The following is a 23,721-nucleotide window of genomic DNA, read 5'->3' as shown; positions in this document are numbered from 1 at the left end:
CGCGTGGCATCTATCGGACAGATCGTCAATCCGACACCCGGCAGCGATGCCCTTTCCCGCGCCAGGCAGCGGGCCGCCCTGGTGCCGGACTGCCTGGTGGAAGCCAAGCGCATCGCCAACACGGTGATCGCCGGCTGGCATGGCCGCCGCAAGCGCGGCATCGGCGAGAATTTCTGGCAGTTCCGTCCCTATTCAGAGGGCGAGAGCCTGTCGCGCATCGACTGGCGCCGCTCCGCCCGCGACGACCACACCTATGTGCGCGAACGCGAATGGGAGGCGGCGCACACGATCTGGCTCTGGTGCGACATGTCGCCCTCGATGATGTACAAGTCGAGCTACGGCAATGTCTCCAAGGAAAGCCGCGCGCTGGTCATCATGCTGGCGCTTGCCGAAATCCTCGCCCGCTCCGGCGAGCGCATCGGCTGCCCCGGCATCATGGAACCCGCCTCCGCCCGCAACGCGGCCGAACGCCTCGCATCCGCGCTCATGCACACGCCGCTGACCGGCGGTCTGCCGGAAACGGCGATGATCCGCGGTTGGAGCGATCTCGTCCTCATCGGCGATTTCCTCGACGATGCGCCGGCAATCATGGAACGGCTCGGGCCGCTGGCCCGCCGCGGCCTGCGCGGCCACGTGGTCGAGATATCCGATCCCGCCGAAGAGATATTCCCCTATAGCGGCCGCACCGAATTCACCGATCCGGAGAGCGGCACCAAGCTCGTTTCCGGCCGCGCCGAACACATTCGCGAGGCCTATCGCAACGCCTACCTCGCCCGCAGGGACAGCCTCGGCCAGTCGCTGCGCCATCTCGGCTGGACCTTCGCAAGCCACCGCACCGATCATCTCGCTTCCGAGGCGCTGGTCGCGGTGCACATGTATCTGTCCGGCATGCCGGCCAAGGCGACTCATGGAGGGCAGCTATGAACGCCCTTCCCTTCGCTTTCGCCTATCCCGCCATTCTCGGCGCGCTCGTCGCCCTGCCCGTCATCTGGTGGCTGCTGCGGCTGACACCGCCACGCCCGAAGACCGAGGTCTTCCCGCCGCTGAAGATCCTCGCTTCCGTACTGAAACGCGAGGAGACCCCGGCGCAAAGCCCGTGGTGGCTGACGCTGCTGCGCATGCTGCTCGCCGCCGCCATCATCCTTGCGATCGCCGATCCGGTTTTCAATCCGCGCACCAGTTCGCTCGCATCGGGTGGCCCGCTCGTCCTCTTCGTCGACAACAGCTGGGCAGCGGCACCCGACTGGGAGCGCCGCATCCAGACCGCCGACGCGTTGATAGACGACGCCGAATCCGCCGGCACGCCGGTGTCGATCACCTTTACCGCCGATCCGACCAACGACGCCGTGCCCGGCACCGCCGCCGCCGCCCGAGACAAGCTGCGCGCCGCCGAACCGCGACCGCTGGTGCCAGACCGCGAACGCGCCTTCCAGGCACTGCGCGGCGCGTTGAACGGCATCAAGCCCGGCACCCTCGCCTTCCTGACCGACGGCGCCGCTGCCAAGGCCGACGACGCCACGGTGCGCAGACTCGCCGAACTCCAGCCCGTCGATCTCCGCCTGATCGAGGGCGATGCCGCAAGGACGGTCGCGATCACCGCCGCCAACAATGCGGCTGATGCCATGACCGTCAAGGTCACGCGGCTCAACAGTTCGCAGGCCGCATCGGTGGCGCTGAACGCCGTCGATACCCAGGGCCGCTCGATTGCCAACGGCAGGGTAGATTTCCGTCCCGGCCAGAGCGTCGCGACGAGTTCGATCACCGCCCCCTTCGAGATGCGCAACGATTTCGCGCGCGTCAGCGTCGACAACGGCGCCACGGCTGGCGCCGTCCACCTTCTCGACGACGCATTCAAGCGCCGCCGCGTCGTCTTGCTGTCGGGTGAAGGAGGCGATGAGTTCCAACCGCTGCTCTCGCCGCTCTATTATATCCAACGGGCACTGCAGCCCTATGCGGATCTGATCCAGCCCGCCGATTCCGATCTTTCGGTCGCGATACCAAAACTTCTCGCCAGCAATCCCTCCATCATCATCATGGCCGATATCGGCCGGCTGCCTGAGGAAACCTACGAGCCTCTGACGCGGTGGATATCGAATGGCGGCATGCTGCTGCGTTTCGCCGGCCCGCGCATGGCGGCTGCCCCCGCCGACGATCCATTGATTCCCGTCATCCTGCGCCAGGGGGAACGGGCGCTTGGCGGCACATTGTCCTGGAGCGAGCCGCAGTCGCTTGCCGAATTTCCGAATTTTGGGCCTTTCGCCGGCATAGCCCGCCCCGCCGATGTCGTCGTCAAGCGACAGGTGCTTGCCGAACCGACGCCCGATCTTGCCGAACGCACCTGGGCAAGCCTGGCTGACGGCACGCCGCTCGTCACGATGAAGCAGATCGCATCCGGCCAGATCGTCCTGTTTCATGTCACCGCCGAGGCCACCTGGTCCGATCTGCCGATCTCAGGTACCTTCGTCGACATGCTGCGTCACCTCCTGCAGATATCGCGATCGGGCGGCGTGACGTCGGAGGCGCGCGGCAATGCGCGTGTCTCCGAAACTCTGCCGCCATTCCGCATGCTCACGGCCAAGGGCACGCTCGTCTCCGAGACGGGCTCGGCGCGGCCGCTCATTCCGCAGGCCGGAGCCGAACCGACCGCGAATTTCGACAATCCGCCCGGGCTCTATGGCTCGGAGGATGGTTTCACCTCCCTGAACGTGCTGCCCGAGAACGCCGAACTGACGCCGCTCGACACAACCGGGACCAATGCCGTGCGCGAAGGCCTGATCGGCGGCGAAAGCTGGTCGGCAAAACCCGCACTCTTTTTCGCAGCCTTTCTGCTGCTCTTGGCCGACAGCCTGATCGTTCTCTTCATGAATGGCGCATTCTCACGATTGCGCCCGGCTGTCCGCACCGCAGCGATGGTCGCGGTCGCCGTCGGCGCCGGCTTCCTCGTGCAACCCGGCACCCTTCACGCCAACGATTCCCAACCCGGCGACGACCTCATCCTGCAGAGGCTCGATAACACCCACCTCGCCTATGTCGTTACTGGCGAACAGGAGGTGGACAATATTTCCGAGCGCGGTCTCGAGGGACTGACCCAGTTTCTGACTTTCCGCACGACGCTGGAGCCGGCGCCGCCGGTGGGCATCGATCTCACCAAAGACGAGCTGTCCTTCTATCCGATCATCTACTGGCCGGTTTCGGCAACGGCGCCGATGCCGTCATCGGCGGCGATCAGCCGCATCGACGCCTATATGCGCAATGGCGGCACCGTGCTTTTCGATACGCGCGACCAGATCAGCGCATTGGACAATGGCGGCAATGTCAGCGCCAACGGCGAGAGGCTACAGGCAATCCTCGCCAATCTCGACATTCCGCCGCTGGAGCCGGTGCCATCGGACCACGTGCTGACGAAATCCTTCTATCTCCTCTCGAGCTTTCCCGGCCGTTATACCGGCAGCCCCCTCTGGATCGAGGCGCGGCAGGGCGGCCAGGAGCCGAGCGAAAAATCGGCGGCGACGGCCGACGGCGTTTCGCCGATCCTGATCACCGGCAATGATTTTGCCGGCGCCTGGGCGATCGACGACAACGGCGTACCGATACTGCCGACCGTGCCGTCCGATGAAACGCAGCGCGAGTATGCCTACCGTTCCGGTGTCAACATCATGATGTACATGCTGACCGGCAACTACAAGACCGACCAGGTCCATGTTCCCGACCTTCTCGAACGGTTAGGACAATGAGATGACCTTCGATTTTTCGCCCTTCCTGCCCTGGTCGGTTCTGGCCGCACTGGCCGTCGTCAGCGCTGTTATCGCCGCCTTCGCGATCTGGCGCGGCATTCGCGGCGCCTGGATCAGAACGCTGGCGGCACTCGCCATGCTGACTGCGCTTGCCAATCCCGTGCTGCTGCAGGAGGACCGCGATCAGCTGTCGACGATCGTGCCTGTTCTCGTCGATCGCAGCCAGAGCCAGCAGACGCCCGATCGCGTCAAGATGACCGACGACGCGCTTGCGGCGCTGAAGGGACAGCTCGCTCGCTTCCCGCAGATAGAGCCGCGCTTCGTCGATGTCGAAGGCGACGTCAATTCCGACGTGCCGTCCACGCGCCTGTTCGACGCCCTGTCGGCCAATATCGCCGACGTTCCGCCCGCCCGCATCGGCGGCGCGATCATGCTGACCGACGGGGAGGTCCATGATGTTCCAGCCGCCAATCAGGCGCTCGGTTTCGACGCCCCGATCCATGGCCTGGTCACCGGCAAGGCCAACGAATTCGATCGCCGCATCGAAGTCATCAAGGGCCCGCGCTTCGGCATCGTCAACGAGGAGCAGCAGGTGATCCTGCGCGTCTTCGACGACGGCCCGAGCCCCGGCGGCACAGCCGATGTCACGGTGAAGCTGAACGGTGACGAGATCGCCACCCTGCAGGCGACCCCCGGGCAGGATACGCCCTTCTCCTTCAAGGTGCCGGGTGGCGGCAGCAACGTGCTCGAATTCTCGGTCGCAGCCCTTCCCGGCGAAGTCACCACCGCCAACAACCGCGCCGTCCATGTCATCGACGGCATCCGCCAGAATCTCCGCGTCCTGCTTGTCTCCGGCGAACCGCATGCCGGCGAGCGCGCCTGGCGCAACCTGCTGAAATCGGACGCGTCGGTCGATCTCGTCCACTTCACCATCCTGCGTCCGCCGGAAAAACAGGACGGCACGCCGATCAACGAGTTGTCGCTGATCGCCTTCCCGACGCGTGAGCTCTTCGTCGACAAGATCAAGGATTTCGACCTGATCATCTTCGACCGCTACCAGCACCGCGGCGTGCTGCCGCTGCTCTATTACGATTACATCGCGCAATATGTCGACAATGGCGGCGCGCTGCTGATCGCCGCCGGTCCCGAGCACGCCGGCCCCGATTCCATTGCACTGACGCCACTTTCCTCGGTCCTGCCGGCAACGCCCACCGGCCAGATGATCGAGAAGGCCTTCTATCCCCGCCTCTCCGAGGAAGGCCGCAAACATCCCGTCACGCGCGGCCTTGATGGTTCGGGCGAGGATCCGCCGCATTGGGGCCGCTGGTTCCGCAGCGTCGATGTCGACCGGCCGCAGGGCGAAACGATCATGCTCGGCGCCGACAACCATCCGCTGCTGGTGCTGAACCGCGCCGGCCAGGGCCGCGTCGCCATGCTGCTTTCCGATCAGGGCTGGCTCTGGGCGCGCGGCTTTGAAGGCGGCGGTCCGAACGTTTCGCTCTATCGCCGGATCGCCCATTGGCTGATGAAGGAGCCGGCGCTCGAGGAAGAAGCGCTGACGGCGCGCGCCTCCGGCCGGACCCTTGAAGTCACGCGCCAGACGATCGGCGACAATCCCGGCAACGCCACCGTGCGTTATCCCTCCGGCAAGACCGAAACCCTGCCGCTCACCCAGTCCGAACCGGGCCTCTACAAGGCCGAGAAGAGGATGGACGAGATCGGCCTTTTCGAAATCCGCAACGGCAAGCTATCGACGCTTGTTCATATCGGCGCCGTCGACGCACCGGAATTCAAGGCGATGATCTCGACGACCGATGTGCTGCAGCCGGTCGCCGACAGAAGCAAGGGTCTCGTCACCCGGGTCGCCAATGCGAATGGCGCGATCTCCGTCCCGCCGATCCTGCCGGTGCGCGGCCAGGTCCGCGTCGCCGACAATGATCGCATGATGATCCGCATGACCAGCGAGACGGTCTTGAAGGGCATCACCACGCTGCCGCTCTTTGCCGGGTTCGCCGGCGTCGGCATCCTGCTGCTCGCCTTCGGCGCCATGTGGTGGCGCGAAGGACGGTAATCTCATGCCGGAATTCGAGCTGACCGCCTCACCCTCGCCGGAGGAACTCGCGGCGATCACCGATGCGCTCTCGGCCTTCAACACCGGCGATGTCGGCCCCTCGGATCGCCGGCCGCTCGCCGTCCTCATCCGCGATACCGACGGCAAGGTGACCGGCGGTCTTTCCGGCTTTACCGCCTGGGGCTGGCTCTTCACCCAGATGCTTTATATTCCCGACACGCTGCGCGGCACCGGTCTCGCCGGCGAGATCCTCGCAAAAGCGGAAGACGAGGCGAGAACCCGGGGATGCCGCGGCGCCTGGATCGACACTTTCAGCCCGCTGGCGCTGCGAGCCTATCTGCGTCAGGGTTATGAGGTTTTCGGGGAGCTTCAGGATTTCCCGGAAGGCCGCACGCGCAGCTTCCTCCGCAAAAACCTCTGATCATCCGTGCCAGGCGATGATGCCCTTCAGCCGTTCGTGCACGCCCTCGGCGATCGGAACGACGAGCACGCGGCCGGGATCGACGGGGCCCGGGAAGGACAGCGCGTTGTAGGCGACCTTCTCGAAGCCGAGCGGGCCGTAATAGGGCGGATCGCCGACGAGGATGACGGCTTCCGAGCCCTTGCGTCTAGCCGCCTCCACCGCGATCCGCACCAGCTCCCGGCCGATGCCCTGATTCTTATGGGAGGGGCGGACGGCGAGCGGGCCAAGCAGATGCCCCTTCACGGAGCCTGCCAGCACCGGCGTCATGCGCACGGAGGCGATCGTCTCACCGTCGTCGGCGCAGATGAAGGAGAGCGACAGATCGTGCGGCCCCTGCTCGCGGATGCGCGCGGCGGCACGCGTGAAACGGCCAGGACCGAAGGCTTCTTCGTTGATGTGTTCGATGGCGGCGTCGTGGGACGCGTCTTCGGTGAGGTAGACGAGATCGTGCTTGTACATGATGACAGAAACCGGATGGACAGATTGATGGGTCTCGAACACGCCTTGGGCGTTCGGGAACATCAGCGTCGTCGCGGGTTTCTGGAAATGAACATCAAGCAGGGGTCCGAAAATCGTGAAAAGGCCGATAGCAGGAAAAATTTCCGTCGTCCAACGCAAAATGCACGACGTGACGCTCTGTTCAATCTTTGCCGCCTGTAAAGCCCTGCCATCTGCGATATCTTCCGTTCCAACACGCAATCAAAGGGATGAACACCATGGGAATGCTGGTGGATGGCGTCTGGCATGACGTCTGGTACGACACGAAGGAGAGCAAGGGCCATTTCAAGCGGCAGCCCTCGCAGTTTCGCAACTGGGTGACGTCGGACGGTGAAGCCGGCCCTTCCGGCGCCGGCGGCTTCAAGGCCGAGGCCGGGCGTTACCACCTCTATGTCTCGCTTGCCTGCCCCTGGGCGCATCGCACGCTGATCTTCCGCAAGCTGAAGAAGCTCGAAGGGCTGATCTCGGTCTCCGTCGTCGATCCGCTGATGGCGGAGAATGGCTGGGAGTTCAAGGTCGGCGACGGCGCCACCGGCGACCAGCTCTTCGGTGCGTCCGCGCTCTGGCAGATCTATGTCAGAGCCGATCCGCACTATTCCGGCCGCGTCACCGTTCCCGTGCTCTGGGACAAGAAAACCGGCACGATCGTCAGCAACGAATCCGCCGAGATCATCCGGATGTTCAATAGCGCTTTCGACGGCTTGACCGGCTCGAAGGCCGATTTCTATCCCGAGGATATCCGTGCCGAAATCGATGCGCTTAATACTACCGTCTACGACACCGTCAACAACGGCGTCTACAAGGCGGGTTTTGCCACAACCCAGGCGGCCTATGAGGAAAACGTCGGCAAGCTGTTCGAAACGCTCGACATGCTCGACGAACGCTTGGGCAAGGGCCGCTACCTCTTCGGCAACAGATTGACCGAGGCCGACTGGCGCCTGTTCACCACGCTGGTGCGCTTCGACCCCGTCTATGTCGGCCATTTCAAGTGCAACATCCGCCGCATCGCCGATTACCGCAACTTACCCGGTTATCTCAGGGACCTCTACCAGACGGCGGGCGTTGCCGAGACGGTGAACCTGCACCACATCAAGCAGCATTATTACCGCAGCCACAAGACGATCAATCCGACCGGCATCGTCCCTGTCGGTCCGGCGCTCGATCTCGACAGCCCGCATGGCCGCGCCAGGCTAAATGCCGCCTGATACTTCTTACCAGCGGTGATCGGGCTCCTGCTCGCCCCGAAGCTCGGCGAGGCGGCGATGCGTCGCCTCGGTCGTACCCTCGGGCAGGCTGTCGAGGAAAAAGAACCCGCTGTCGGAGATTTCCCAGTCCGGCGGACGGGGCGCCGTCTGCTCGACGGTCGCCCTGTAGAACACGACATGGTCGCGCCGGGTCGTCGTGGTATTGAAGTAGACCTGGACCAGTTCCGGCTTGCCGATGATCCTGAGGTTGCCCTCCTCGCGTAGCTCCTTGACCAGCGCTTCTTCTACCGTCTCGTTACGCTCCAGTCCGCCGCCCGGCATATGCCAGCCACCGATATAACTGTGACGCACGAGAAAAATCCGGCCGTCCGCATCGAAGCAGGCGGCCCTGACGCCCATCGTCATGCCGCGGGCGAAGGAGAAATAAACATGCAGCAGGCGCAAGGCCAGCCTGATATGAGGGGGGCGCTTCTCTTTATCCACCATGGTTCCGTTTCGGCTATTCATCGCGCCGGATGTGTTTGATTTGTCAATAAGCTGGTCTATGTCTCGTAGCATGTTCAAGCTCGCGCATATTTCCGACGTCCACCTCGGACCGCTGCCCCGCCTTTCCATTCAAGAGCTGTTTTCAAAACGCATAACCGGCTTTGTGAACTGGCATCGAAACCGACGCAAGCACCTTTTCGGCAGCACGCTGGATCTGCTGCTCGAGGATATCCGCGCCCGCCAGGCCGATCACCTGGCCGTCACCGGCGACCTCGTCAATCTGGCGAGCGGCATCGAGATCCGCGCCGCCGCCGCCTGGCTGCGCACGCTCGGCGATCCCGCCGACACCTCGGTCGTTCCCGGCAACCACGACGCCTATGTGCCGGGCGCCTATGAGAAGTCAATGCGCGCCTGGTACGATTATGTCCGCGGCGATCTCGCCCCGCCGCAATGGCAGGAGGATCGCCACGTCTTCCCCTATCTGCGCATCCGCGACAAAGTCGCGATCGTCGGTTGCTCGACGGCGGTCGCCACCCCTCCCTTTGCCGCTTCCGGCTTTTTCGGCGCGCGCCAGGCCCGCGACACCGTCAACATGTTGCGCGCGGCCGGCGAAGCCGGTCTCTTTCGCGTCGTCATGATCCACCATCCGCCGATCCGCGGCGCCACGGCCTTCTACAAACGGATGATCGGCATCCGCCGCTTCGCCGCCGTAATTTCGACGGGCGGCGCCGAACTCGTGCTGCACGGCCATACGCACCTGAACACGCTGCACTGGCTGCGCGGCCAGGTGCAGCCGGTGCCCGTCGTCGGCATCGCGTCGGCGTCGCAGGGACCCGGCAGCATCAAGCCGCCTGCCGCCTATAACCTCTTCTCCATCGAGGGCTCTCCAGGTGCCTGGGAACTCCGCGGCGAGCGTTTCAGCCTCAACAGGGCCGGCGACGCGGTGATACCGGAAAGCGCCGATATTTTCGCGCGTTAGCACCAGTTCCAGACTCTGTTTGTGCAGCACTTGAATCGATCTGCGAAGAGATCAGACCATCGTCGCGACATTTGCCGTGGAGGTTGCTTACCCTCTTGGTATTTTTAATGGTAAGCGTACAATTCCAGCAACAGCATCGCCTGAGAACGGAGCCCGCCCATGACTTCTCCTTTCCGTCGCCTGTCCAGATTTTCGCTCGCCGCCGGCTTTGCCTTCGGCATCGCCACGGCCGCTTTCGCGGTCGGCGACAACAACGATGACACCAATCCGCCGCCGAAGACGCAGACGACCAAGACCTGCACCGGCGGCAAGGTCTGGGACAAGGCCAAGAAGGAATGCGTCAACCCGAAGAAGAGCAGCTTCAACGACGACGATCTCTATAAATTCGCCCGGGAATTTGCCTATGCCGGCCAATATGACAACGCCATCACCGTGCTCAATCTCGCCCGCAACCAGAACGACCCGCGCATCCTGAACTATCTCGGCTACGCCAACCGCAAGGCTGGCCGGATGGAGCTCGGCATGTCCTACTACCGCAAGGCGCTGCAGGCGGATGAGAATTACATCCTCGCCCGCTCCTACATGGGCATGGCGCTGGTCGAACAGGGAGACATTCAGGGCGCCCGCGTTCAGCTCGTCGAAATCCGTGATCGCGGCGGCGAAGGCACCTGGGCCTATCGGGCTCTGCTGCAAAGCTTGAACGGCTACAAGACATATTGACGCAAGCTTGGCGGGCCATAATACGAAATTCCCTTGGGAAAGAGGGATGAAGACGACCGGATGCTTGCGCAGTGCAGGAGACTTGTTTCATAAAGCACATGCATCGCCGGCGTCGATAAGGTCGGCTTCGCGCCCGAGGGCAATCCCTTCGTCCGCGAAACCATTGTGAATGCTTCTTGGATAGACAATGCGTCAACCCGCAACGACCATCGATCTCCGACGTGATCTCGTCGGCCTTCTGCCCCGCCTTCGCCGCTTCGCGATCACGCTCGCGGGTGAGGTTTCCGTGGCCGACGAACTCGTTCAGGCCGTCTGTCAGCGCGCCATCGCCAAGGGTCATCAATGGAGCGGCGAAGGCCGGCTGGAAAGCTGGATCTACACGCTTGCCCGCCAGCAATGGACTGACGACAGCCGCAAGCGCAAGCCGAAGGCTTCCGTCCGCGGCAACGTCACCGATCTTCGTGAGGCTGCACGCGAACGCTCGGCTGCCGTCGATCCCGACGCCATCCATCACATGATCGCCGATATGCCGGATGGCGTTTCCAGCATGTTCCTGCTTGTCGACGTCGAAGGCCACAGCTACCAGCAGGCGGCCGACATTATGGGCATCCCAGTGGCAAGCGTCGTTTCGCAGCTCGCCGCCGCAAGGCTGCACTTTGCCGAGCTTGCCGGCACCCACCCGATCCACAGGTACTGAATTTGCCCGATCTTAGGAAATTGCCGCTCGAAGTCCAGCTTACCGCCCTTCTCGACGGCGAAGTCTCGCCCGAACAAAGGCACGAACTGGAGCAGCGTCTGGCAAGCGACGAGAATGCGCGCCGGCTGCATGAGAAGTTGCGCCACGGTGCCGATTTCGGCCGCCGGCGCCTCGACGATATCCTGAAGGAGCCGGTGCCGCTCGCCCTCGTCCGCTCCATCAAGAGCACGCAGCCGCCGAAGACGCCGATCGCCCAGCGTGCCACGCGCCCGCAGGTGAAACTGGCGCCGAGCGGCCCGCAGGCGCTGGCCGCCGCTCTGATCCTCTTCGTCGTCGGTTGCGGCATCGGCTATTTCGTCGGCACCAGCCCCGATGCCGACGAAATCGCCACCACGACCGCCGCCACGGCGCCGGCCAATACCAGCGACTGGTTGGGCGACGTCACCGCCTATCAGCGCCTGCTGATCCGCCAGCCCCGTCACCTCGTCGAAGTGCCCGCCTCGCAAGCCGAGGAAATCTCCAGCTGGCTGACGACCGCGATCGGCGTGCCCTTCCGCGTGCCCGATCTCAGCGCCGAAGGCTGGACCTTCCAAGGCGCGCGCGTCATCCTCGGCGACAGCCGCCCTGTCGGGCAGCTCGTCTATTCCAACGCCGATGGCGACGTTATCTCCATCTGCTTCCGCAAAGACGCGCAGCCGCCGGAGACCGACGACTTCAAGGAAACGATCAAGGACGAGATCGGCCTGGTAACCTGGCACAATGCCGGCACCTCCTATGTGCTGGCCGGTCCCTCCGCCGAAGCAACGCTCGGCCAGCTCGCCATGGAGATCGCCACGGCGATCTAGCGCATCGCCCGAAAATCGGAATCGATTTTCGGAAAGCACGATGCGTCGGTTCAAACTGTTAGAGCGTCCTTTGTGCGTCCGAAAGGACGCACGGTGCTTAAGGGGCCAAGTTTTTTGGCATCGCGTCGGGCTCGCTTTCTTGGATTGACGGCGTCAACACCACTTTTCCGACCGCCCTCCGCTCCTCAATGACGCGATGCGCCTCCGCGGCTCGATGCAGTGGGAAGCGACCGCCTTCGACAACCGTCAGCGCGCCCGTCGCCGCAAGATCGAAGAGCGCGCCAAAATCCTTTGGCACAGCTTGGAGCGTCAGCAGCGGCAACAGCGAAAATCCCTTGATCGACTGGTTCTGATCAAGCATGCGCTCGATATCGGCGACCCCAAGCCCGAATCGTCCCATCGCCGTCAGCACCAGCTCGCCGCAAGGCGCCAGCGCATCGAGCGTCGCCCTTGAAACCGCGCCGCCGACGGTTTCATAGATGATATCCGCGCCGAGCCCTCCGCTCAGCCCCTTGACCTCCTCCTGCCAGCGGGGCGCCGTATAGTCGACCACATGATCGGCGCCGAGAGACAGGGAAAGCGCCCGTTTCTCCTCGCTGCTCGCCGCCGCGATCACCATCTTTGCGCGGTCGCGTCTTGCAAGCTGCAGCAGCAGCGAGCCGACACCGCCGGCTGCCGCATTGACGAGGACGATTTTGCCATTGACGGGGCTGCTGCGCAGGAGATGCAGCGCCGTCAGTCCCTGCACCATCAGCGCCACAGCCATCGTGAAGGAGACAGCATCCGGCAGCGGCACCACCGCCCCGCCGTCGACCGCGACGAACTCGGCATAACCGCCCGAACCGCGGCCGATCGCAAAGAGAGGAACGGCAACCCGCGTGCCGATGAGCGAGCGATCGGCACCGGGCCCCGCCCGCTCGATGATACCCGCGACCTCGACACCGGGAAACATCGGCAGGTCGGGCGATACGGCATAGCGATCGGCCCGCATCAGTACCTCGAAGAAATTCACGCCGGCCGCATGAACGCGGATGAGAACCTCACCCGGCCCCGGCTCGGGAACCGGCAGTTCCACCACCTCGAGGACTTCGGGCGGACCGAAGCGCGTGAATTGGATCGCTTTCATAACAGATGAACCTCACGTCTGATTTGGCGTGGGGCAGGTTTAGCAATAGGATATCCTGTAAAAATACACACTCTTTCGTGCCATACCCACCAGGAGGTGACCATGGCTGAGCCGATGAAAAGACTCCCCGACCTGCCGGTCGAGCGCGCGCTGAAAGTGATTTCAGGGCGCTGGAAGCCGGTCATCCTCTACTACGTCTTCTCCGGCCCGAAGCGTCTTTCGGAGCTAAAGCGCATGATGCCTGCCATTAGCCAGAAGGTGCTGATCCAGCAGCTGCGCGAAATGGAGGAACATGGGCTGGTTGCGCGCCGGATCTTTACCGAAATCCCCGCCCGCGTCGAATACAGCGCGACCGAACTCGGTCTCGGCCTCGAACCGGTGCTGCTGGCGCTCTGCCAATGGGGCCAGCGCCATGCCGAGGCGCGCAACGAAGCCCGCGATATCGCCGACTGCATCGTCAGGCCGCGCCGCACCGATACGATCGCGGCCTGAGTTCCTTTGAGATCAGGCCTTGCCGGCCTTCACCTCGAGCACACGGTTGGCGGCCGAGACGATCGCCTCCAGCGACGCCGCGACGATGTTGGTATTGATGCCGGCGCCGAAGAGCTTGCCGCCGGGATAGGAGGTCTCGACATAGGAGATCGCCGCCGCATTCGAGCCGTGCTGCAGCGAATGCTCGGAATAGTCCTCGACCGACATCTCGATGCCGAGATAATGCGACAGCGCGTTGATGAAGCCGTCGATCGGGCCGTTGCCACGCCCTTCGATGCGCTTGATCTCGCCATTGTCGGTGATCTCGGCGGCCACGACCCGTTGGCCCTTGCGCTCAGTATCGGGATAGGTGTGGTGGTCGACGAATTTCAGGCGCGCGCTCGGCTGCGTCACGTAGCGCTCGATGAAACGATCGTGAATGCGCTTCGAAGGAAGCTCCTTGCCCTCTACGTCGGTAATGCGCTGAATGTCCTCGCGGAACTCGACCTGCAGGTTGCGCGGCAGGTTCAGCCCGTAATCCTGCTGCAGGATGTAGGCAATGCCGCCCTTGCCGGATTGCGAGTTGATGCGGATGATCGCCTCGTAGGAACGACCGACATCACGCGGATCGATCGGCAGATACGGGACCTCCCATACGGGATGGTTGGCGACCTGTGCTGCCTTCATGCCCTTGTTGATCGCATCCTGATGCGAGCCGGAGAAGGCGGTATAGACCAGTTCGCCGACATAAGGATGGCGCTCGCCGATCGCCATCTGGTTCGAATATTCGAACACTTCCTTGATGCGCTCGATATTCGAGCAGTCGATCCCGGGATCGACGCCCTGGGTGAACATGTTCAGCGCCATGGTCACCATGTCGACATTGCCGGTGCGCTCGCCATTGCCGAACAGCGTGCCTTCGACACGGTCGGCGCCTGCCAGCAATGCCAGTTCGGCAGCGGCAATGCCCGTGCCGCGGTCGTTATGCGGATGCAGCGAAATGATCAGGTTCTCGCGATTGTCGAGATTGCGGCACATCCATTCGATCTGGTCGGCATAGACGTTCGGCGTCGCCATCTCGACGGTGGACGGCAGATTGATGATCAACTTGTTATCGGGCGTCGGTTTGACGACCTCGATGACGCCGTTGCAGATTTCCAGCGCCACCTCGAGTTCGGTGCCGGTGAAGCTCTCTGGCGAATATTCGAAACGGTAGCCGCCGCCGGCCTTGGTGGCCATATCGGTGATCATCTTGGCGGCATCGACGGCGATCTGCTTGATGCCCTGCACATCCTTGGCGAAGACGACGCGGCGCTGCAGCTCGCTGGTCGAGTTATAGAAATGCACGATCGGCCGGTTTGCGCCTTCCAGCGCTTCGAAGGTACGGGTGATGAGTTCCGGGCGGCATTGCACCAGCACCTGCAGGGAGACGTCGGCGGGCACATTGCCCTCCTCCACGCACCAGCGGGCAAAATCGAAGTCGGTCTGCGAAGCCGAGGGGAAGCCGATCTCGACTTCCTTGAAACCCATATCGAGCAGCAGTTGGAACATGCGCGCCTTGCGGTCGTGGCCCATCGGATCGACCAGCGCCTGGTTGCCGTCGCGCAGGTCGACCGAGCACCAGACCGGCGCCTTGGTAATGGTCTTCGTCGGCCATGTGCGGTCGGGAATGTTTACCTGCGGATAGGCCCGGTATTTCACTGCGGCGTCAGGCATGCCTTTTGCGGGGGTGGTCTTGTTCTGGGAGGATTGCGTCTTCGCGTCCATCGTATCGTCTCCTCGTCCCGGCATTTGCCCCGCCTCTTAGCCGATCGTGTCGGGCTTGGCGATAAACAAATGCGGACCTTTGTCGGTCGTTAGGTCAATTTTGAAAGTGAGTCGCGAGGAGCGATGGCCGGGCGGGCTTTCGGCCGCCGGGCGCTCCTCAAAGGACCCGGCAACCGCGCGTAAGGCCGAGGAGAAGAAGCGAGGTCAGGGCGCGCGTATTGTCACGCAGGGCGATGCGGCCGCGTGCAATGCTGTTGGAAATCTTGGCGCCAGTGGTCTTCATGGCCGCGCTTATAACCTCGGGCAGTGGAACTGGCAAGCCCTTGCCCGGCTTTTGGTCGCCGCCCAGCGTTGACGCGGTGCGCGCCTGCGGTCACGGAGATATTCCAAAGCGCCGTGGTTCGGCATTTCCACGATCGTGACTAAGCCCGGTCTTTCCAAATCTTCACCAGCCGCGACAGTGCGAGCATCAGCCCGCCTCCGATCAGGCCCCAGAAGGCGCCTGATATGCCGCCGAAGGAAACGCCGGAGGCGGTGACGAGGAAGGTGATCGCCGCCGCCTCGCGCGAATCCGGCACCTGGAACGCCGACATTGCCGAGGACGAGAAGGCGCCGACCAGGGCCAGCCCCGCCACCGCCTCGATCAGGATCGAAGGCGCGAGCGCGACGAAGGCCGTTACCGCGCCGGCGAGCAGCCCGAGGATGACATAACCGACGCCGGCGATCAGCGACGCCCAATAGCGCCGCTTCGGATCGGTATGGGCATCCTGCCCGGCACACATCGCCGCGGTGATTGCCGCCAGATTGACGGCGTGGCCACCGAATGGCGCCGACAGCAGCGAGAAGAAGCCGGTGACGGCAAAGAGCGGACCGGGCTTGGGATCGTAGTGATTGACCTTCAGGACCGCGATACCCGGGATATTCTGTGAGGCCATGGTGACGATGAAAAGCGGCAGCGCGATCGAGACGAGGCCGGCAAGATTGAACACCGGCCGGACGATCTCCGCCGTCGGCACCAGCGATTGTTCCAGCGATCTGAGCGCACCCTCGGGGATATCGACGCCGAAGGCGAGCACCAGCGCGAAGGCTGCGAGTGCCGCCGGCACCGCCCAGAGCCGCTTGAAGGCGCCGACGACGATCCAGGCGACAACGATCGGCAGGCCGAACAGCGGATTGAAGCCGATTGCCTTCACCGGCGCGAAGCAGAGGCCGATCAGCACGCCGGCGAGCATCGCATTGGCGAGCGGCGCCGGAATGGCGGCCACCGCCCGACCGAGCGGCTTGAAAAGCCCCGCGACGATGATCAATACAGCACAGATAAGGAATGCCCCGACCGCCGCATTGAAGCCGCCCTCGATAGCCCCGGTGCTTGCCAGCAGTGCGGCGCCCGGCGTCGACCAGGCAATGCTGATCGGCAATCGGGTCACGGCGCTCAGCACGATCGCGCAGATGCCCATGGAAATCGACAACGCCATCAAGCCCGAAGCCGCCTGAGCATCCGTGGCGCCGACCGCCTGCAGCCCGTGCAGCACAACGGCAAAAGAGCTGGCGGAACCGACGAAGGCAGTCAGCAGCCCCATGAACAGGGCCTGGACGGAAAAATCTTTGAGCATGGCGGACTCGTGGGCTGCAGGAGTGACGCATGGAGCATGATGGCTGCCGCAGGCGCAAGTCCGGAATCAGCGCTTTCCGTTCAACCCTTGCGGATAACCATCTTCATTCAAACCAGCCGAAGATAAAACGCCCTCGCCTGCGATCGGCAGGCAAGGGCGGCTTCTTGGCAGCTTTTGGCTGAGAAAGCTCAGATGTCGGACTGCGACGTCACAACCCGCGAAACGAGGCCATAGTCCTTCGCCTCTTCGGCAGAAAGCCAGTAGTCGCGATCCGTATCCTTGGCGATCTTGTCGAGCGGCTGGCCGGTGGCCGCCGCCATGATCCTGTTCAGGCGCTCATTCATCTTGATGATCTCGCGCGCCTGGATCTCGATGTCGGATGCCATGCCGCGCGTGCCGCCGGAGGGCTGGTGCAGCAGGAAGCGCGTGTTCGGCAGGCACAGGCGCCGCTCTTTCGGAACCGCGACATAGATCAGCGCGCCGGCCGAGGCGACCCAGCCCGTGCCGATCATCCAGACCTTCGGCTTGATGAACTTGATCATGTCATGGATGGAATCGCCGGATTCGACGTGGCCACCGGGCGAATTGACATAGATGCGGATGTCCTCGTCACTGGCTGCGGCAAGCGCCACCAGCTGCGAGCAGACCTTCTGCGCCAATTCCTGATTGATCGGTCCGTAGATGAAGATCGAACGCGACTTGAAAAGATTCGCCTCCGTTTCCTTGCCGAGCGGCAGTTCCTTCGTCTTGTCGTCCTGGTCTTCGTCGTTCATTCGAACCTCTTGGAGATGAATTCGGGTTCCTCGCACATAGTGCGACTCAATGCCTAAAACAATGCGGGAAAAACACAAGGCACCGAAGCGATGCAGATATCCTTAAGAAGCCGCGCGCCGTTCTGCAAGCCTTACTGAATTGTAACGGTGAAAGGCTTTGAAAAGCCAAAATCGGTTCCTACCTCAGCCTCACGCGGCAAACGCCGCCAGCGCATAACCCCGAAATCGGAATCGATTGTCGGAAAGGATTATGCGCAGTTTTAAATTGATAGAGCGTCCTTAGCGCGTCCTATCGGACGCGCGGCGCTCTAGATCATTAGGAGACAGGACATGTCACCGGAAGAACGCCAACTGCTGACCGCCCTCTTCGACCGCGTGCGCACCGCCGCGGCCACACCGCGCGACCGCGAGGCTGAAGCGCTGATCGACCAGGCAACGCGCGAACAGCCATCGGCCACCTATTATCTGGCCCAGGCCGTCATCGTTCAGGAAAAGGGGCTGGAGGCGGCCGCCAATCATATCAAGGAACTCGAAGAGCATATCCGCCAGCTGGAAGCCGGCGCCAGTGAACACCACCAGGCCGAACAGGGCGGCGGCTTCCTGAGCTCGATCTTCGGCAATACGCAGACCCAGCAGCCCGCGCCTGTCCCCTCCAACCCCGGCCCATGGGGCCAGGCCTCCCGCGGTTATGACGAGCCCCGTGGCTACGACCGTGATGCCCGCCAGCCGCCGCAACAGCCGTCCGGCCCCTGGAGCCAGCAGGCCTATGCGCCATCGGCCGGCGGCAGCTTCCTGCGCGGCGCGCTCGGCACGGCAGCGGGCGTTGCCGGTGGCATGCTGCTTGCCAATTCGCTGAGCGGCATCTTCGGCAACCACATGTCCTCGCTCGGCTGGGGCTCGCCCTTCGGCGCCAACCCCTTCGGCAATGCCAGTGCGCCGACCGAAGAAACCGTCATCAACAATTATTACGGCAACGATGACACCCGCCAGGCCTCGGACAACGCAAGTGACGACAAGGACGCCAACGTGCAGCAGGCCGACTACGACGATAACGACGATTACAACGACGACTCGTCTGGAGATGACGTCACGGATGCTTGACGTTTAACGGCCAAGGCGCGAGCGGCGGTTGGTTTTACATTGCCGCACCGTTGCCCGGCCTTTCGCTTAGGTTCAGGGCGTTCGTCGCTGCAATCGATTGAGAGCAATTCCAGAAAAAGTGCCTCGCGGTTTTTCGTCCGGAATTGCGTTGAAGAAAAAACATCGATTGCTCGGGCTGCGCCCGACCGCTCCTCACCCACGCCCGCGATAGGTGGCAACACCCTGCTCCGGCAGCCACACGCCTTCCGGCGGCCTGCCCGTCTGCCAGAAGACGTCGATCGGAATGCCTCCGCGCGGATACCAATAGGCGCCTATCCTCAGCCACCGGGGATCGAGCAGCTCGACGATGCGCTTGGCGATGTAGATCGAACAATCCTCGTGGAAAGCGCCGTGATTGCGGAAGGAATGCAGGAAGAGCTTCAGCGATTTCGATTCCACCAGCCATTCGCCCGGAATGTAGTCGATGACGATATGGGCGAAATCCGGCTGCCCGGTCATCGGGCAGAGCGAGGTGAATTCCGGCGCGGTGAAGCGCACAACGTAGTCGGTACCGGCATGGTTGGACGGCACTTTTTCAAGCACCGCCTCCTCCGGCGATTGCGGGGTTTCGGTTTGCTGACCCAGCATCGACAGGCTGGAAACATCGGTACTCGGCATCATGCCTCCTTGACGACTTTGACGCGGATGCCGTGAGCCTTTTCGCCCTCGGGCTCCACGTGAATTGCGATAGTGGCGCCCTCGTGCACTGCCCTGATGGCATCCTCAAGGCGATCGCATATATCATGCGCCTGTCGCACGGACATCCCGCCGGGCACCACCATGTGAAAATCGATGAAGGTGACGGTGCCCGCCCGCCTCGTCTTCAGGTCATGCACGCCGATGGAGCCCGCCGCATGGGTGGCGATCGCCTGCTTGATCGCCTCCTCTTCCTGTGGCTCGACCGCCTGGTCCATCAGCCCGCCGATCGATTGCGAGATCACCTTCCAGCCCTGATACAAGATGTTGACGGCAACGAGGATGGCAAGCACCGGGTCGAAGATCGCATAACCTGTCGCCAGCGCCAGCAGCAGGCCGACGAGCACGCCGATGGAGGTCACCACATCGGACATGATATGCTGACCGTCCGCCATCAGTGCCGCCGAGCGATGCCTGCGCCCAGTGCGGATCAGCAACCGCGCCCAGATCGCGTTGATGACGCCGGCCGCGAAATTGATCGCAAGGCCGAGGACGGGTGCATCCAGCATGCGCGGCTCGGCGAGATAACCGATCGCCTCGGTGACGATCAGCAGGGCAGCGACGACGATCAGCACGCCTTCGGTGACGGCAGACAGATATTCCGCCTTGTGATGGCCGAAGGGATGGTCGTGATCGGCAGGCTTCTGCGCATAGCGGATGACGAAGAAGGCGACGAAGGCGGCAACGACGTTGACCGAGGATTCGAGCCCGTCGGACAGCAGCGCCACCGATCCGGTCACCCACCAAGCCACCATCTTCAGGCCCATGACGCCGAGCGACAGCGGAATCCCCCACATCGCCAGCTTCCGAACCGTAAGATCGCCATTGTCACTCATATCGTTCCCCTGCGGTTGCGAATGAATTGCAGAATTCAAGCCGTTGAAACGCAAAACCGCCCACGCGAATGTCGCGCAGGCGGTTCAGTTAAGGGTGATATGGGCGATGACGGCGGATTTGTCAAAGGGGAATGACAAGTCGTTCACAGGCGTTGCCGTCTCCGGTCGGAAAGCGGCATACTGAGCGATCCCGCCGATGCTCCCTACAGCGCAGCTTTCAAGGTGGCGGGTCGGAAAATACAGGCTGCGGCCAGCGTAGAAGAGCGGCCTGCCCTGCAGGCGTCAGGGCATAAACGCCTTTTTCCATGCGCTCGAACCATCCGTAGACGTTGTCGCGCAGGATCGGGCCGGCCTTGGGCGTAAGCGCCTTCATATCCCGCGGCCGCGCCAATCCCCGCTCGAGTGCGGCGGCGCACAACAGCGCCTGCTGGCGATAGGCGGTCATGATCGGCGCCCGCGAGCCGCCGCCGACGGCCGGATCACCGCGGCGGCGCTGATGCTCCTTGACGAGGCGCGAGCGCCGCTTCGGATTGGTGCGCGGCATCGGCGAGACGGAGCTGACGATGACGCTGACCTCGCCGCCATCGGAAACGCCGAGCATGCCGATGCCGAGGCGCCGGCAGAGGTCGCGGTAGCGTCTGTCGGCCTCTCGCCCGCGCCCCTTGGCGGAAACGCGGGCCGCGATCCAGACCTCATCGCTCATCGCCGCCCGGTCGACCGCCTGCAGAAGCAGTTCGAGGTTGAAGGAGAGTTTGAGTTCGCAGACCACCACGACCGGCGGCTCGCCATCGCTCAACCCCACGAGATCGCATCCGCCGACCTCGCCCTTGACGACATAACCGGCCGCCTCCAGGAAAGCTTTAACCGGCAGGTAGAGTGATGTCTCCATGCTGAAAACCGCGCCTCAGGCGGCGTTGAGATCGGCAATCTCGCCATATCGCGCGAGCAACCGCGGCGACGACATGTCGCCGGTTTCTTCATCGACGACTACGGCATAGGCCGCCACGCCGACGAAACGCTGGGCCATCGCCGAAGCGATCTTTTCCGCGCTGACGGAGTTCGATGCCTGGCGCATTTCACCGGGCACGAGATTGCCGCGGTTCTTACGATAAGGGAGAATGATGAACTTTTCAGCATTGGCCACGGCGACGGGTTCCGATTGATCGTTCCTGAAATGTTCTGATTTGCTGGAAGAAGTCAACCGAACTCTGATGTGAACGCCGCTGACCCGCCTCTCCCCTCCCGCAAAGCAGGAAGGGAGAGGTGGAATTGCGCTCAGGCAGCTTTGGTCTTCACCTTGCGCGCCAGATGCGCCACCACATTCTCGATCATCCGCATGCCGGCATCGCCGCCGAGCGTCATGATCGATTCGGGGTGGAACTGCACCGCGGCGATCGGTTCCTTGGCGTGTTCGATGCCCATGATCGTACCGTCCTCGCTCTCCGCCGTGATGATGAATTCGCGCGGCAGCGTCGAGGGATCGGCGAAGATCGAGTGGTAGCGGCCGACGGTCACCTCTTTCGAAAGGCCAGAGAAAACGATGCCCGGCTCCAGCACGCGGATGCGCGAGGGCTTGCCGTGCATCGGCAACGCCAGATGGCGCAATTCCCCGCCATAGGCCTCGGCAAGCGCCTGCAGGCCGAGGCAGACGCCGAAGATCGGCAGATTGCGCGCCCGCGCCCTCTTGATCGTCGCTTTGCAGTCGAAATCCTTGGGGGTTCCGGGGCCAGGCGACAGCACGACGAGGTCCGGATTCAAACGGTCGAAGATTTCCTCCGGCACCGGCGTACGCACGGTCGAAACCGTCGCCCCCGTCTGGCGGAAATAATTGGCAAGCGTGTGAACGAAGCTGTCCTCGTGATCGACGAGCAGGATGTTGACGCCCTTGCCAACGCTTGCGACGTCGCGCTGGATCTTGCCGGAATTGCCGGTCTTGGCGTCTCTGATGGCGGAAAGCATGGCGGAGGCCTTCAGTTCGGTTTCTGCTTCTTCCTCATCGGGAATGGAATCGTTGAGCAGCGTCGCACCGGCGCGCACCTCGGCGATGCCGTCCTTGATGCGCACGGTGCGCAGCGTCAGGCCGGTGTTCATATCGCCGTTGAAGCCGACCATGCCGATCGCCCCGCCATACCAGGCCCGTGGGCTTTTTTCATGGCTCTCGATGAAGCGCATCGCCCAGAGCTTCGGGGCGCCGGTGACGGTGACGGCCCAGGCATGGCTGAGAAAACCGTCGAAGGCATCCATGTCGTCGCGCAGCCGTCCCTCGATATGGTCGACCGTGTGGATGAGGCGCGAATACATCTCGATCTGCCGGCGGCCGATCACCTTGACCGAGCCCGGCTCGCACACCCGGCTCTTGTCGTTACGGTCGACATCCGAGCACATGGTGAGTTCGGATTCGTCCTTCTTCGAATTCAAAAGCTTGAGGATCTGCTCGCTGTCGGCAATCGGATCGTCGCCGCGCTTGATGGTGCCCGAGATCGGGCAGGTCTCGATGCGGCGGCCGGAAACGCGCACGAACATTTCGGGCGAGGCGCCGACCAGATATTCCTGATGGCCGAGATTGATGAAGAAGGAATAGGGCGACGGATTGATCGCCTTCAGCCGCCTGGAAATATCGGAAGGCTTGCTGTCGCAGCGTTCCATGAACTTCTGCCCCGGCACGACTTCGAAGAGGTCGCCCTTGCGGAAACTTTCCTTCGCCTTGGTGACAAGATCGGCATATTCGCCCGGCCGGTGATCGCTCTTCGGCGGAATGGAATCCGTATGCTGGAAGGGGTCGGGCGCGATATCCTGGGCCTTGCCCTCGGTCGAAACGCCGCCTTTTTCGAAATCGTAACGGTCGATCCAGGCCTTGGCGGCATAATTGTCGACGACGAGGATCTCGTCCGGCAGGTAGAGCACCATGTCGCGCTGGTCGGCGGGCCGCGTCAGCTTCAGATCGATCGCGTCGAACTGGAAGGCGATGTCGTAGCCGAAGGCGCCGTAAAGCCCGAGGCTCGCATCCGCCTGCGAATAGAACAAATCGGTCACGGCGCGCAGCACGGTGAAGACCGTCGGCATCTTCGAGCGCTCTTCCTCGGTGAACACCCGGTCCGGTGTCTTGACGGTCAGGTCGAGGCGACGGGCAGAGGAAGCGCCGAGCACAAGGTCGGCCACCGTCTTCAGCCGCTCGGTTACGAAGCCGAGGATCACTTCGCCACGTTCGTTAAAGGCTTCGATCCAGACGTCGCGCCCGAAGGAGGAGATGCCGAGCGGCGGATCGACGACGGCAGTATCCCAACGCGTGTATCGGCCCGGATATTCGTAGTTCGACGAGAACACCGCACCGCGGCGCTCGTCGAGCTTGTCGACATAGGAAGAGACCGCATCGCCGTAGGGAATCGCCCGCCGCTGCCGCGTGACGGATATCCCGCCCTTGGTCTCGTAGATTTCCGCACCATCATCCCGCAGGATCGTTACCATTGTTCCACTCCGTTATCGGGGCCCGGACGACAGGCGGCCATAAAACAAAAAAGCCGCCTCGAAGTTTCGGGCGGCTCACTCGTCGTCTTTGGACACGATTGGTCGAGGCCGCCTTAGCGAACCCACCACCAAACAG

General features: G+C 63.0%; 22 protein-coding genes and 1 pseudogene. 11 read left to right on the top strand and 12 right to left on the bottom strand.

Annotated features, from left to right (window positions below; genetic code table 11):
• Positions 1-3: 3 nt before the first annotated feature.
• The 4 genes from ACMUVN_RS00960 to ACMUVN_RS00945 are packed head-to-tail and all read left to right on the top strand — an operon-like array spanning position 4 to position 6,226.
• A complete protein-coding gene (locus ACMUVN_RS00960) occupies positions 4-924 on the top strand; it encodes a DUF58 domain-containing protein (RefSeq protein ID WP_029867938.1) in 921 nt (306 codons plus the stop codon).
• On the top strand, positions 921-3,734 hold the full coding sequence (locus ACMUVN_RS00955; RefSeq protein WP_029867937.1) for a DUF4159 domain-containing protein: 2,814 nt from the start codon (positions 921-923) through the stop codon (positions 3,732-3,734). Before ACMUVN_RS00960 ends, ACMUVN_RS00955 begins: the two co-directional genes overlap by 4 nt.
• Position 3,735: 1 nt before the next feature.
• Positions 3,736-5,805: a hypothetical protein gene (locus tag ACMUVN_RS00950; RefSeq protein WP_414814792.1), complete on the top strand. Its 2,070-nt coding sequence runs from the start codon at positions 3,736-3,738 to the stop codon at positions 5,803-5,805.
• Between the two features lie 4 nt (positions 5,806-5,809).
• Positions 5,810-6,226, top strand: a complete 417-nt coding sequence (locus tag ACMUVN_RS00945; RefSeq protein ID WP_029867935.1) for a GNAT family N-acetyltransferase — start codon at positions 5,810-5,812, stop codon at positions 6,224-6,226.
• Here the strand turns inward: ACMUVN_RS00945 and ACMUVN_RS00940 are convergent, their stop codons facing one another.
• Positions 6,227-6,790 carry a GNAT family N-acetyltransferase gene (locus ACMUVN_RS00940; protein ID WP_080759849.1) on the bottom strand — a complete coding sequence of 188 codons (564 nt, stop codon included), beginning with the start codon at positions 6,788-6,790 and terminating at the stop codon, positions 6,227-6,229.
• 194 nt (positions 6,791-6,984) lie between these two features.
• On the opposite strand from ACMUVN_RS00940, the gene ACMUVN_RS00935 reads away from it, so the two are divergent.
• Positions 6,985-7,971 (top strand): glutathione S-transferase family protein, encoded by a 987-nt coding sequence (locus ACMUVN_RS00935; RefSeq protein ID WP_132572740.1) that lies wholly within the window; start codon positions 6,985-6,987, stop codon positions 7,969-7,971.
• 6 nt (positions 7,972-7,977) lie between these two features.
• Here ACMUVN_RS00935 and ACMUVN_RS00930 read toward each other — a convergent pair whose 3' ends face one another.
• Positions 7,978-8,457 carry an NUDIX domain-containing protein gene (locus tag ACMUVN_RS00930; protein ID WP_029867931.1) on the bottom strand — a complete coding sequence of 160 codons (480 nt, stop codon included), beginning with the start codon at positions 8,455-8,457 and terminating at the stop codon, positions 7,978-7,980.
• A 70-nt stretch (positions 8,458-8,527) separates the two neighbouring features.
• Here ACMUVN_RS00930 and ACMUVN_RS00925 point away from each other — a divergent pair, with 70 nt between their 5' ends.
• The 4 genes from ACMUVN_RS00925 to ACMUVN_RS00910 all read left to right on the top strand — a co-directional run bounded on the left by ACMUVN_RS00925 (position 8,528) and on the right by ACMUVN_RS00910 (position 11,698).
• Complete coding sequence (locus ACMUVN_RS00925; protein WP_029867929.1) at positions 8,528-9,436, top strand: metallophosphoesterase family protein; 909 nt, start codon at positions 8,528-8,530, stop codon at positions 9,434-9,436.
• 159 nt (positions 9,437-9,595) lie between these two features.
• Entirely contained in the window at positions 9,596-10,156 is a 561-nt protein-coding gene (locus ACMUVN_RS00920; protein ID WP_029867928.1) for a tetratricopeptide repeat protein, read from the top strand.
• A 187-nt stretch (positions 10,157-10,343) separates the two neighbouring features.
• Complete coding sequence (locus tag ACMUVN_RS00915; RefSeq protein ID WP_029867927.1) at positions 10,344-10,853, top strand: RNA polymerase sigma factor; 510 nt, start codon at positions 10,344-10,346, stop codon at positions 10,851-10,853.
• Between the two features lie 2 nt (positions 10,854-10,855).
• The gene (locus ACMUVN_RS00910; protein ID WP_063474516.1) at positions 10,856-11,698 is read left to right on the top strand and encodes an anti-sigma factor family protein; all 843 of its coding nucleotides are present in this window, start codon (positions 10,856-10,858) and stop codon (positions 11,696-11,698) included.
• Positions 11,699-11,795: 97 nt separating this feature from the next.
• On the opposite strand, the gene ACMUVN_RS00905 is transcribed toward ACMUVN_RS00910, so the two are convergent.
• Complete coding sequence (locus ACMUVN_RS00905) at positions 11,796-12,824, bottom strand: quinone oxidoreductase family protein (RefSeq protein ID WP_052215152.1); 1,029 nt, start codon at positions 12,822-12,824, stop codon at positions 11,796-11,798.
• A 5-nt stretch (positions 12,825-12,829) separates the two neighbouring features.
• Between ACMUVN_RS00905 and ACMUVN_RS00900 the strand changes: the two are divergent.
• Positions 12,830-13,316 (top strand): annotated as a pseudogene (locus tag ACMUVN_RS00900) (winged helix-turn-helix transcriptional regulator).
• A 12-nt stretch (positions 13,317-13,328) separates the two neighbouring features.
• Here ACMUVN_RS00900 and leuA read toward each other — a convergent pair.
• The 4 genes from leuA to ACMUVN_RS00880 form a co-directional block, all read right to left on the bottom strand.
• Positions 13,329-15,062, bottom strand: a complete 1,734-nt coding sequence (leuA, locus tag ACMUVN_RS00895; protein WP_029867923.1) for a 2-isopropylmalate synthase — start codon at positions 15,060-15,062, stop codon at positions 13,329-13,331.
• A 157-nt stretch (positions 15,063-15,219) separates the two neighbouring features.
• Positions 15,220-15,345 carry a hypothetical protein gene (locus tag ACMUVN_RS00890; protein WP_254959063.1) on the bottom strand — a complete coding sequence of 42 codons (126 nt, stop codon included), beginning with the start codon at positions 15,343-15,345 and terminating at the stop codon, positions 15,220-15,222.
• Positions 15,346-15,484: 139 nt separating this feature from the next.
• Positions 15,485-16,675, bottom strand: coding sequence for a benzoate/H(+) symporter BenE family transporter (locus tag ACMUVN_RS00885; RefSeq protein WP_063474515.1), 1,191 nt, complete (start codon positions 16,673-16,675; stop codon positions 15,485-15,487).
• A gap of 188 nt (positions 16,676-16,863) precedes the next feature.
• A complete protein-coding gene (locus tag ACMUVN_RS00880; RefSeq protein WP_029867921.1) occupies positions 16,864-17,448 on the bottom strand; it encodes an ATP-dependent Clp protease proteolytic subunit in 585 nt (194 codons plus the stop codon).
• Between the two features lie 330 nt (positions 17,449-17,778).
• Here ACMUVN_RS00880 and ACMUVN_RS00875 point away from each other — a divergent pair, with 330 nt between their 5' ends.
• Positions 17,779-18,549, top strand: coding sequence for a DUF2076 domain-containing protein (locus tag ACMUVN_RS00875; protein ID WP_047611302.1), 771 nt, complete (start codon positions 17,779-17,781; stop codon positions 18,547-18,549).
• 192 nt (positions 18,550-18,741) lie between these two features.
• Here ACMUVN_RS00875 and queF read toward each other — a convergent pair whose 3' ends face one another.
• The 5 genes from queF to ACMUVN_RS00850 form a co-directional block, all read right to left on the bottom strand.
• Positions 18,742-19,206: a preQ(1) synthase gene (queF, locus tag ACMUVN_RS00870; RefSeq protein ID WP_063474514.1), complete on the bottom strand. Its 465-nt coding sequence runs from the start codon at positions 19,204-19,206 to the stop codon at positions 18,742-18,744.
• A complete protein-coding gene (gene emfA, locus ACMUVN_RS00865) occupies positions 19,206-20,120 on the bottom strand; it encodes a CDF family cation efflux transporter EmfA (protein ID WP_047611305.1) in 915 nt (304 codons plus the stop codon). The genes queF and emfA overlap by 1 nt, the downstream gene beginning before the upstream one ends.
• Before the next feature lie 217 nt (positions 20,121-20,337).
• Entirely contained in the window at positions 20,338-21,009 is a 672-nt protein-coding gene (locus tag ACMUVN_RS00860; RefSeq protein WP_047611309.1) for a DUF2161 domain-containing phosphodiesterase, read from the bottom strand.
• 15 nt (positions 21,010-21,024) lie between these two features.
• On the bottom strand, positions 21,025-21,264 hold the full coding sequence (locus ACMUVN_RS00855) for a hypothetical protein (protein ID WP_063474513.1): 240 nt from the start codon (positions 21,262-21,264) through the stop codon (positions 21,025-21,027).
• Positions 21,265-21,395: 131 nt separating this feature from the next.
• On the bottom strand, positions 21,396-23,585 hold the full coding sequence (locus ACMUVN_RS00850; protein ID WP_063474512.1) for an anthranilate synthase: 2,190 nt from the start codon (positions 23,583-23,585) through the stop codon (positions 21,396-21,398).
• Between the last annotated feature and the right edge of the window lie 136 nt (positions 23,586-23,721).

This window comes from Rhizobium sp. IY2 (assembly GCF_047532935.1).
GTDB classification, from domain to species: Bacteria; Pseudomonadota; Alphaproteobacteria; order Rhizobiales; family Rhizobiaceae; genus Rhizobium; species Rhizobium anhuiense.
Note: the sequence above shows the minus strand (reverse complement) of the source record. Positions and strands in the feature narration are given on the sequence as shown.

What these genes read in the sequence shown, in the direction of transcription:
- ACMUVN_RS00930 (WP_029867931.1), bottom strand. Translation starts at nt 8,457, where the DNA reads ATGGTGGATAAAGAGAAGCGCCCCCCTCATATCAGGCTGGCCTTGCGC.
- queF (WP_063474514.1), bottom strand. Translation starts at nt 19,206, where the DNA reads ATGCCGAGTACCGATGTTTCCAGCCTGTCGATGCTGGGTCAGCAAACC.
- ACMUVN_RS00955 (WP_029867937.1), top strand. Translation starts at nt 921, where the DNA reads ATGAACGCCCTTCCCTTCGCTTTCGCCTATCCCGCCATTCTCGGCGCG.
- ACMUVN_RS00940 (WP_080759849.1), bottom strand. Translation starts at nt 6,790, where the DNA reads ATGTTCCCGAACGCCCAAGGCGTGTTCGAGACCCATCAATCTGTCCAT.
- ACMUVN_RS00935 (WP_132572740.1), top strand. Translation starts at nt 6,985, where the DNA reads ATGGGAATGCTGGTGGATGGCGTCTGGCATGACGTCTGGTACGACACG.
- ACMUVN_RS00880 (WP_029867921.1), bottom strand. Translation starts at nt 17,448, where the DNA reads ATGAACGACGAAGACCAGGACGACAAGACGAAGGAACTGCCGCTCGGC.
- leuA (WP_029867923.1), bottom strand. Translation starts at nt 15,062, where the DNA reads ATGGACGCGAAGACGCAATCCTCCCAGAACAAGACCACCCCCGCAAAA.
- ACMUVN_RS00915 (WP_029867927.1), top strand. Translation starts at nt 10,344, where the DNA reads ATGCGTCAACCCGCAACGACCATCGATCTCCGACGTGATCTCGTCGGC.
- ACMUVN_RS00890 (WP_254959063.1), bottom strand. Translation starts at nt 15,345, where the DNA reads ATGAAGACCACTGGCGCCAAGATTTCCAACAGCATTGCACGCGGCCGC.
- ACMUVN_RS00920 (WP_029867928.1), top strand. Translation starts at nt 9,596, where the DNA reads ATGACTTCTCCTTTCCGTCGCCTGTCCAGATTTTCGCTCGCCGCCGGC.
- ACMUVN_RS00925 (WP_029867929.1), top strand. Translation starts at nt 8,528, where the DNA reads ATGTTCAAGCTCGCGCATATTTCCGACGTCCACCTCGGACCGCTGCCC.
- ACMUVN_RS00860 (WP_047611309.1), bottom strand. Translation starts at nt 21,009, where the DNA reads ATGGAGACATCACTCTACCTGCCGGTTAAAGCTTTCCTGGAGGCGGCC.
- ACMUVN_RS00950 (WP_414814792.1), top strand. Translation starts at nt 3,736, where the DNA reads ATGACCTTCGATTTTTCGCCCTTCCTGCCCTGGTCGGTTCTGGCCGCA.
- ACMUVN_RS00875 (WP_047611302.1), top strand. Translation starts at nt 17,779, where the DNA reads ATGTCACCGGAAGAACGCCAACTGCTGACCGCCCTCTTCGACCGCGTG.
- ACMUVN_RS00905 (WP_052215152.1), bottom strand. Translation starts at nt 12,824, where the DNA reads ATGAAAGCGATCCAATTCACGCGCTTCGGTCCGCCCGAAGTCCTCGAG.
- ACMUVN_RS00885 (WP_063474515.1), bottom strand. Translation starts at nt 16,675, where the DNA reads ATGCTCAAAGATTTTTCCGTCCAGGCCCTGTTCATGGGGCTGCTGACT.
- emfA (WP_047611305.1), bottom strand. Translation starts at nt 20,120, where the DNA reads ATGAGTGACAATGGCGATCTTACGGTTCGGAAGCTGGCGATGTGGGGG.
- ACMUVN_RS00945 (WP_029867935.1), top strand. Translation starts at nt 5,810, where the DNA reads ATGCCGGAATTCGAGCTGACCGCCTCACCCTCGCCGGAGGAACTCGCG.
- ACMUVN_RS00850 (WP_063474512.1), bottom strand. Translation starts at nt 23,585, where the DNA reads ATGGTAACGATCCTGCGGGATGATGGTGCGGAAATCTACGAGACCAAG.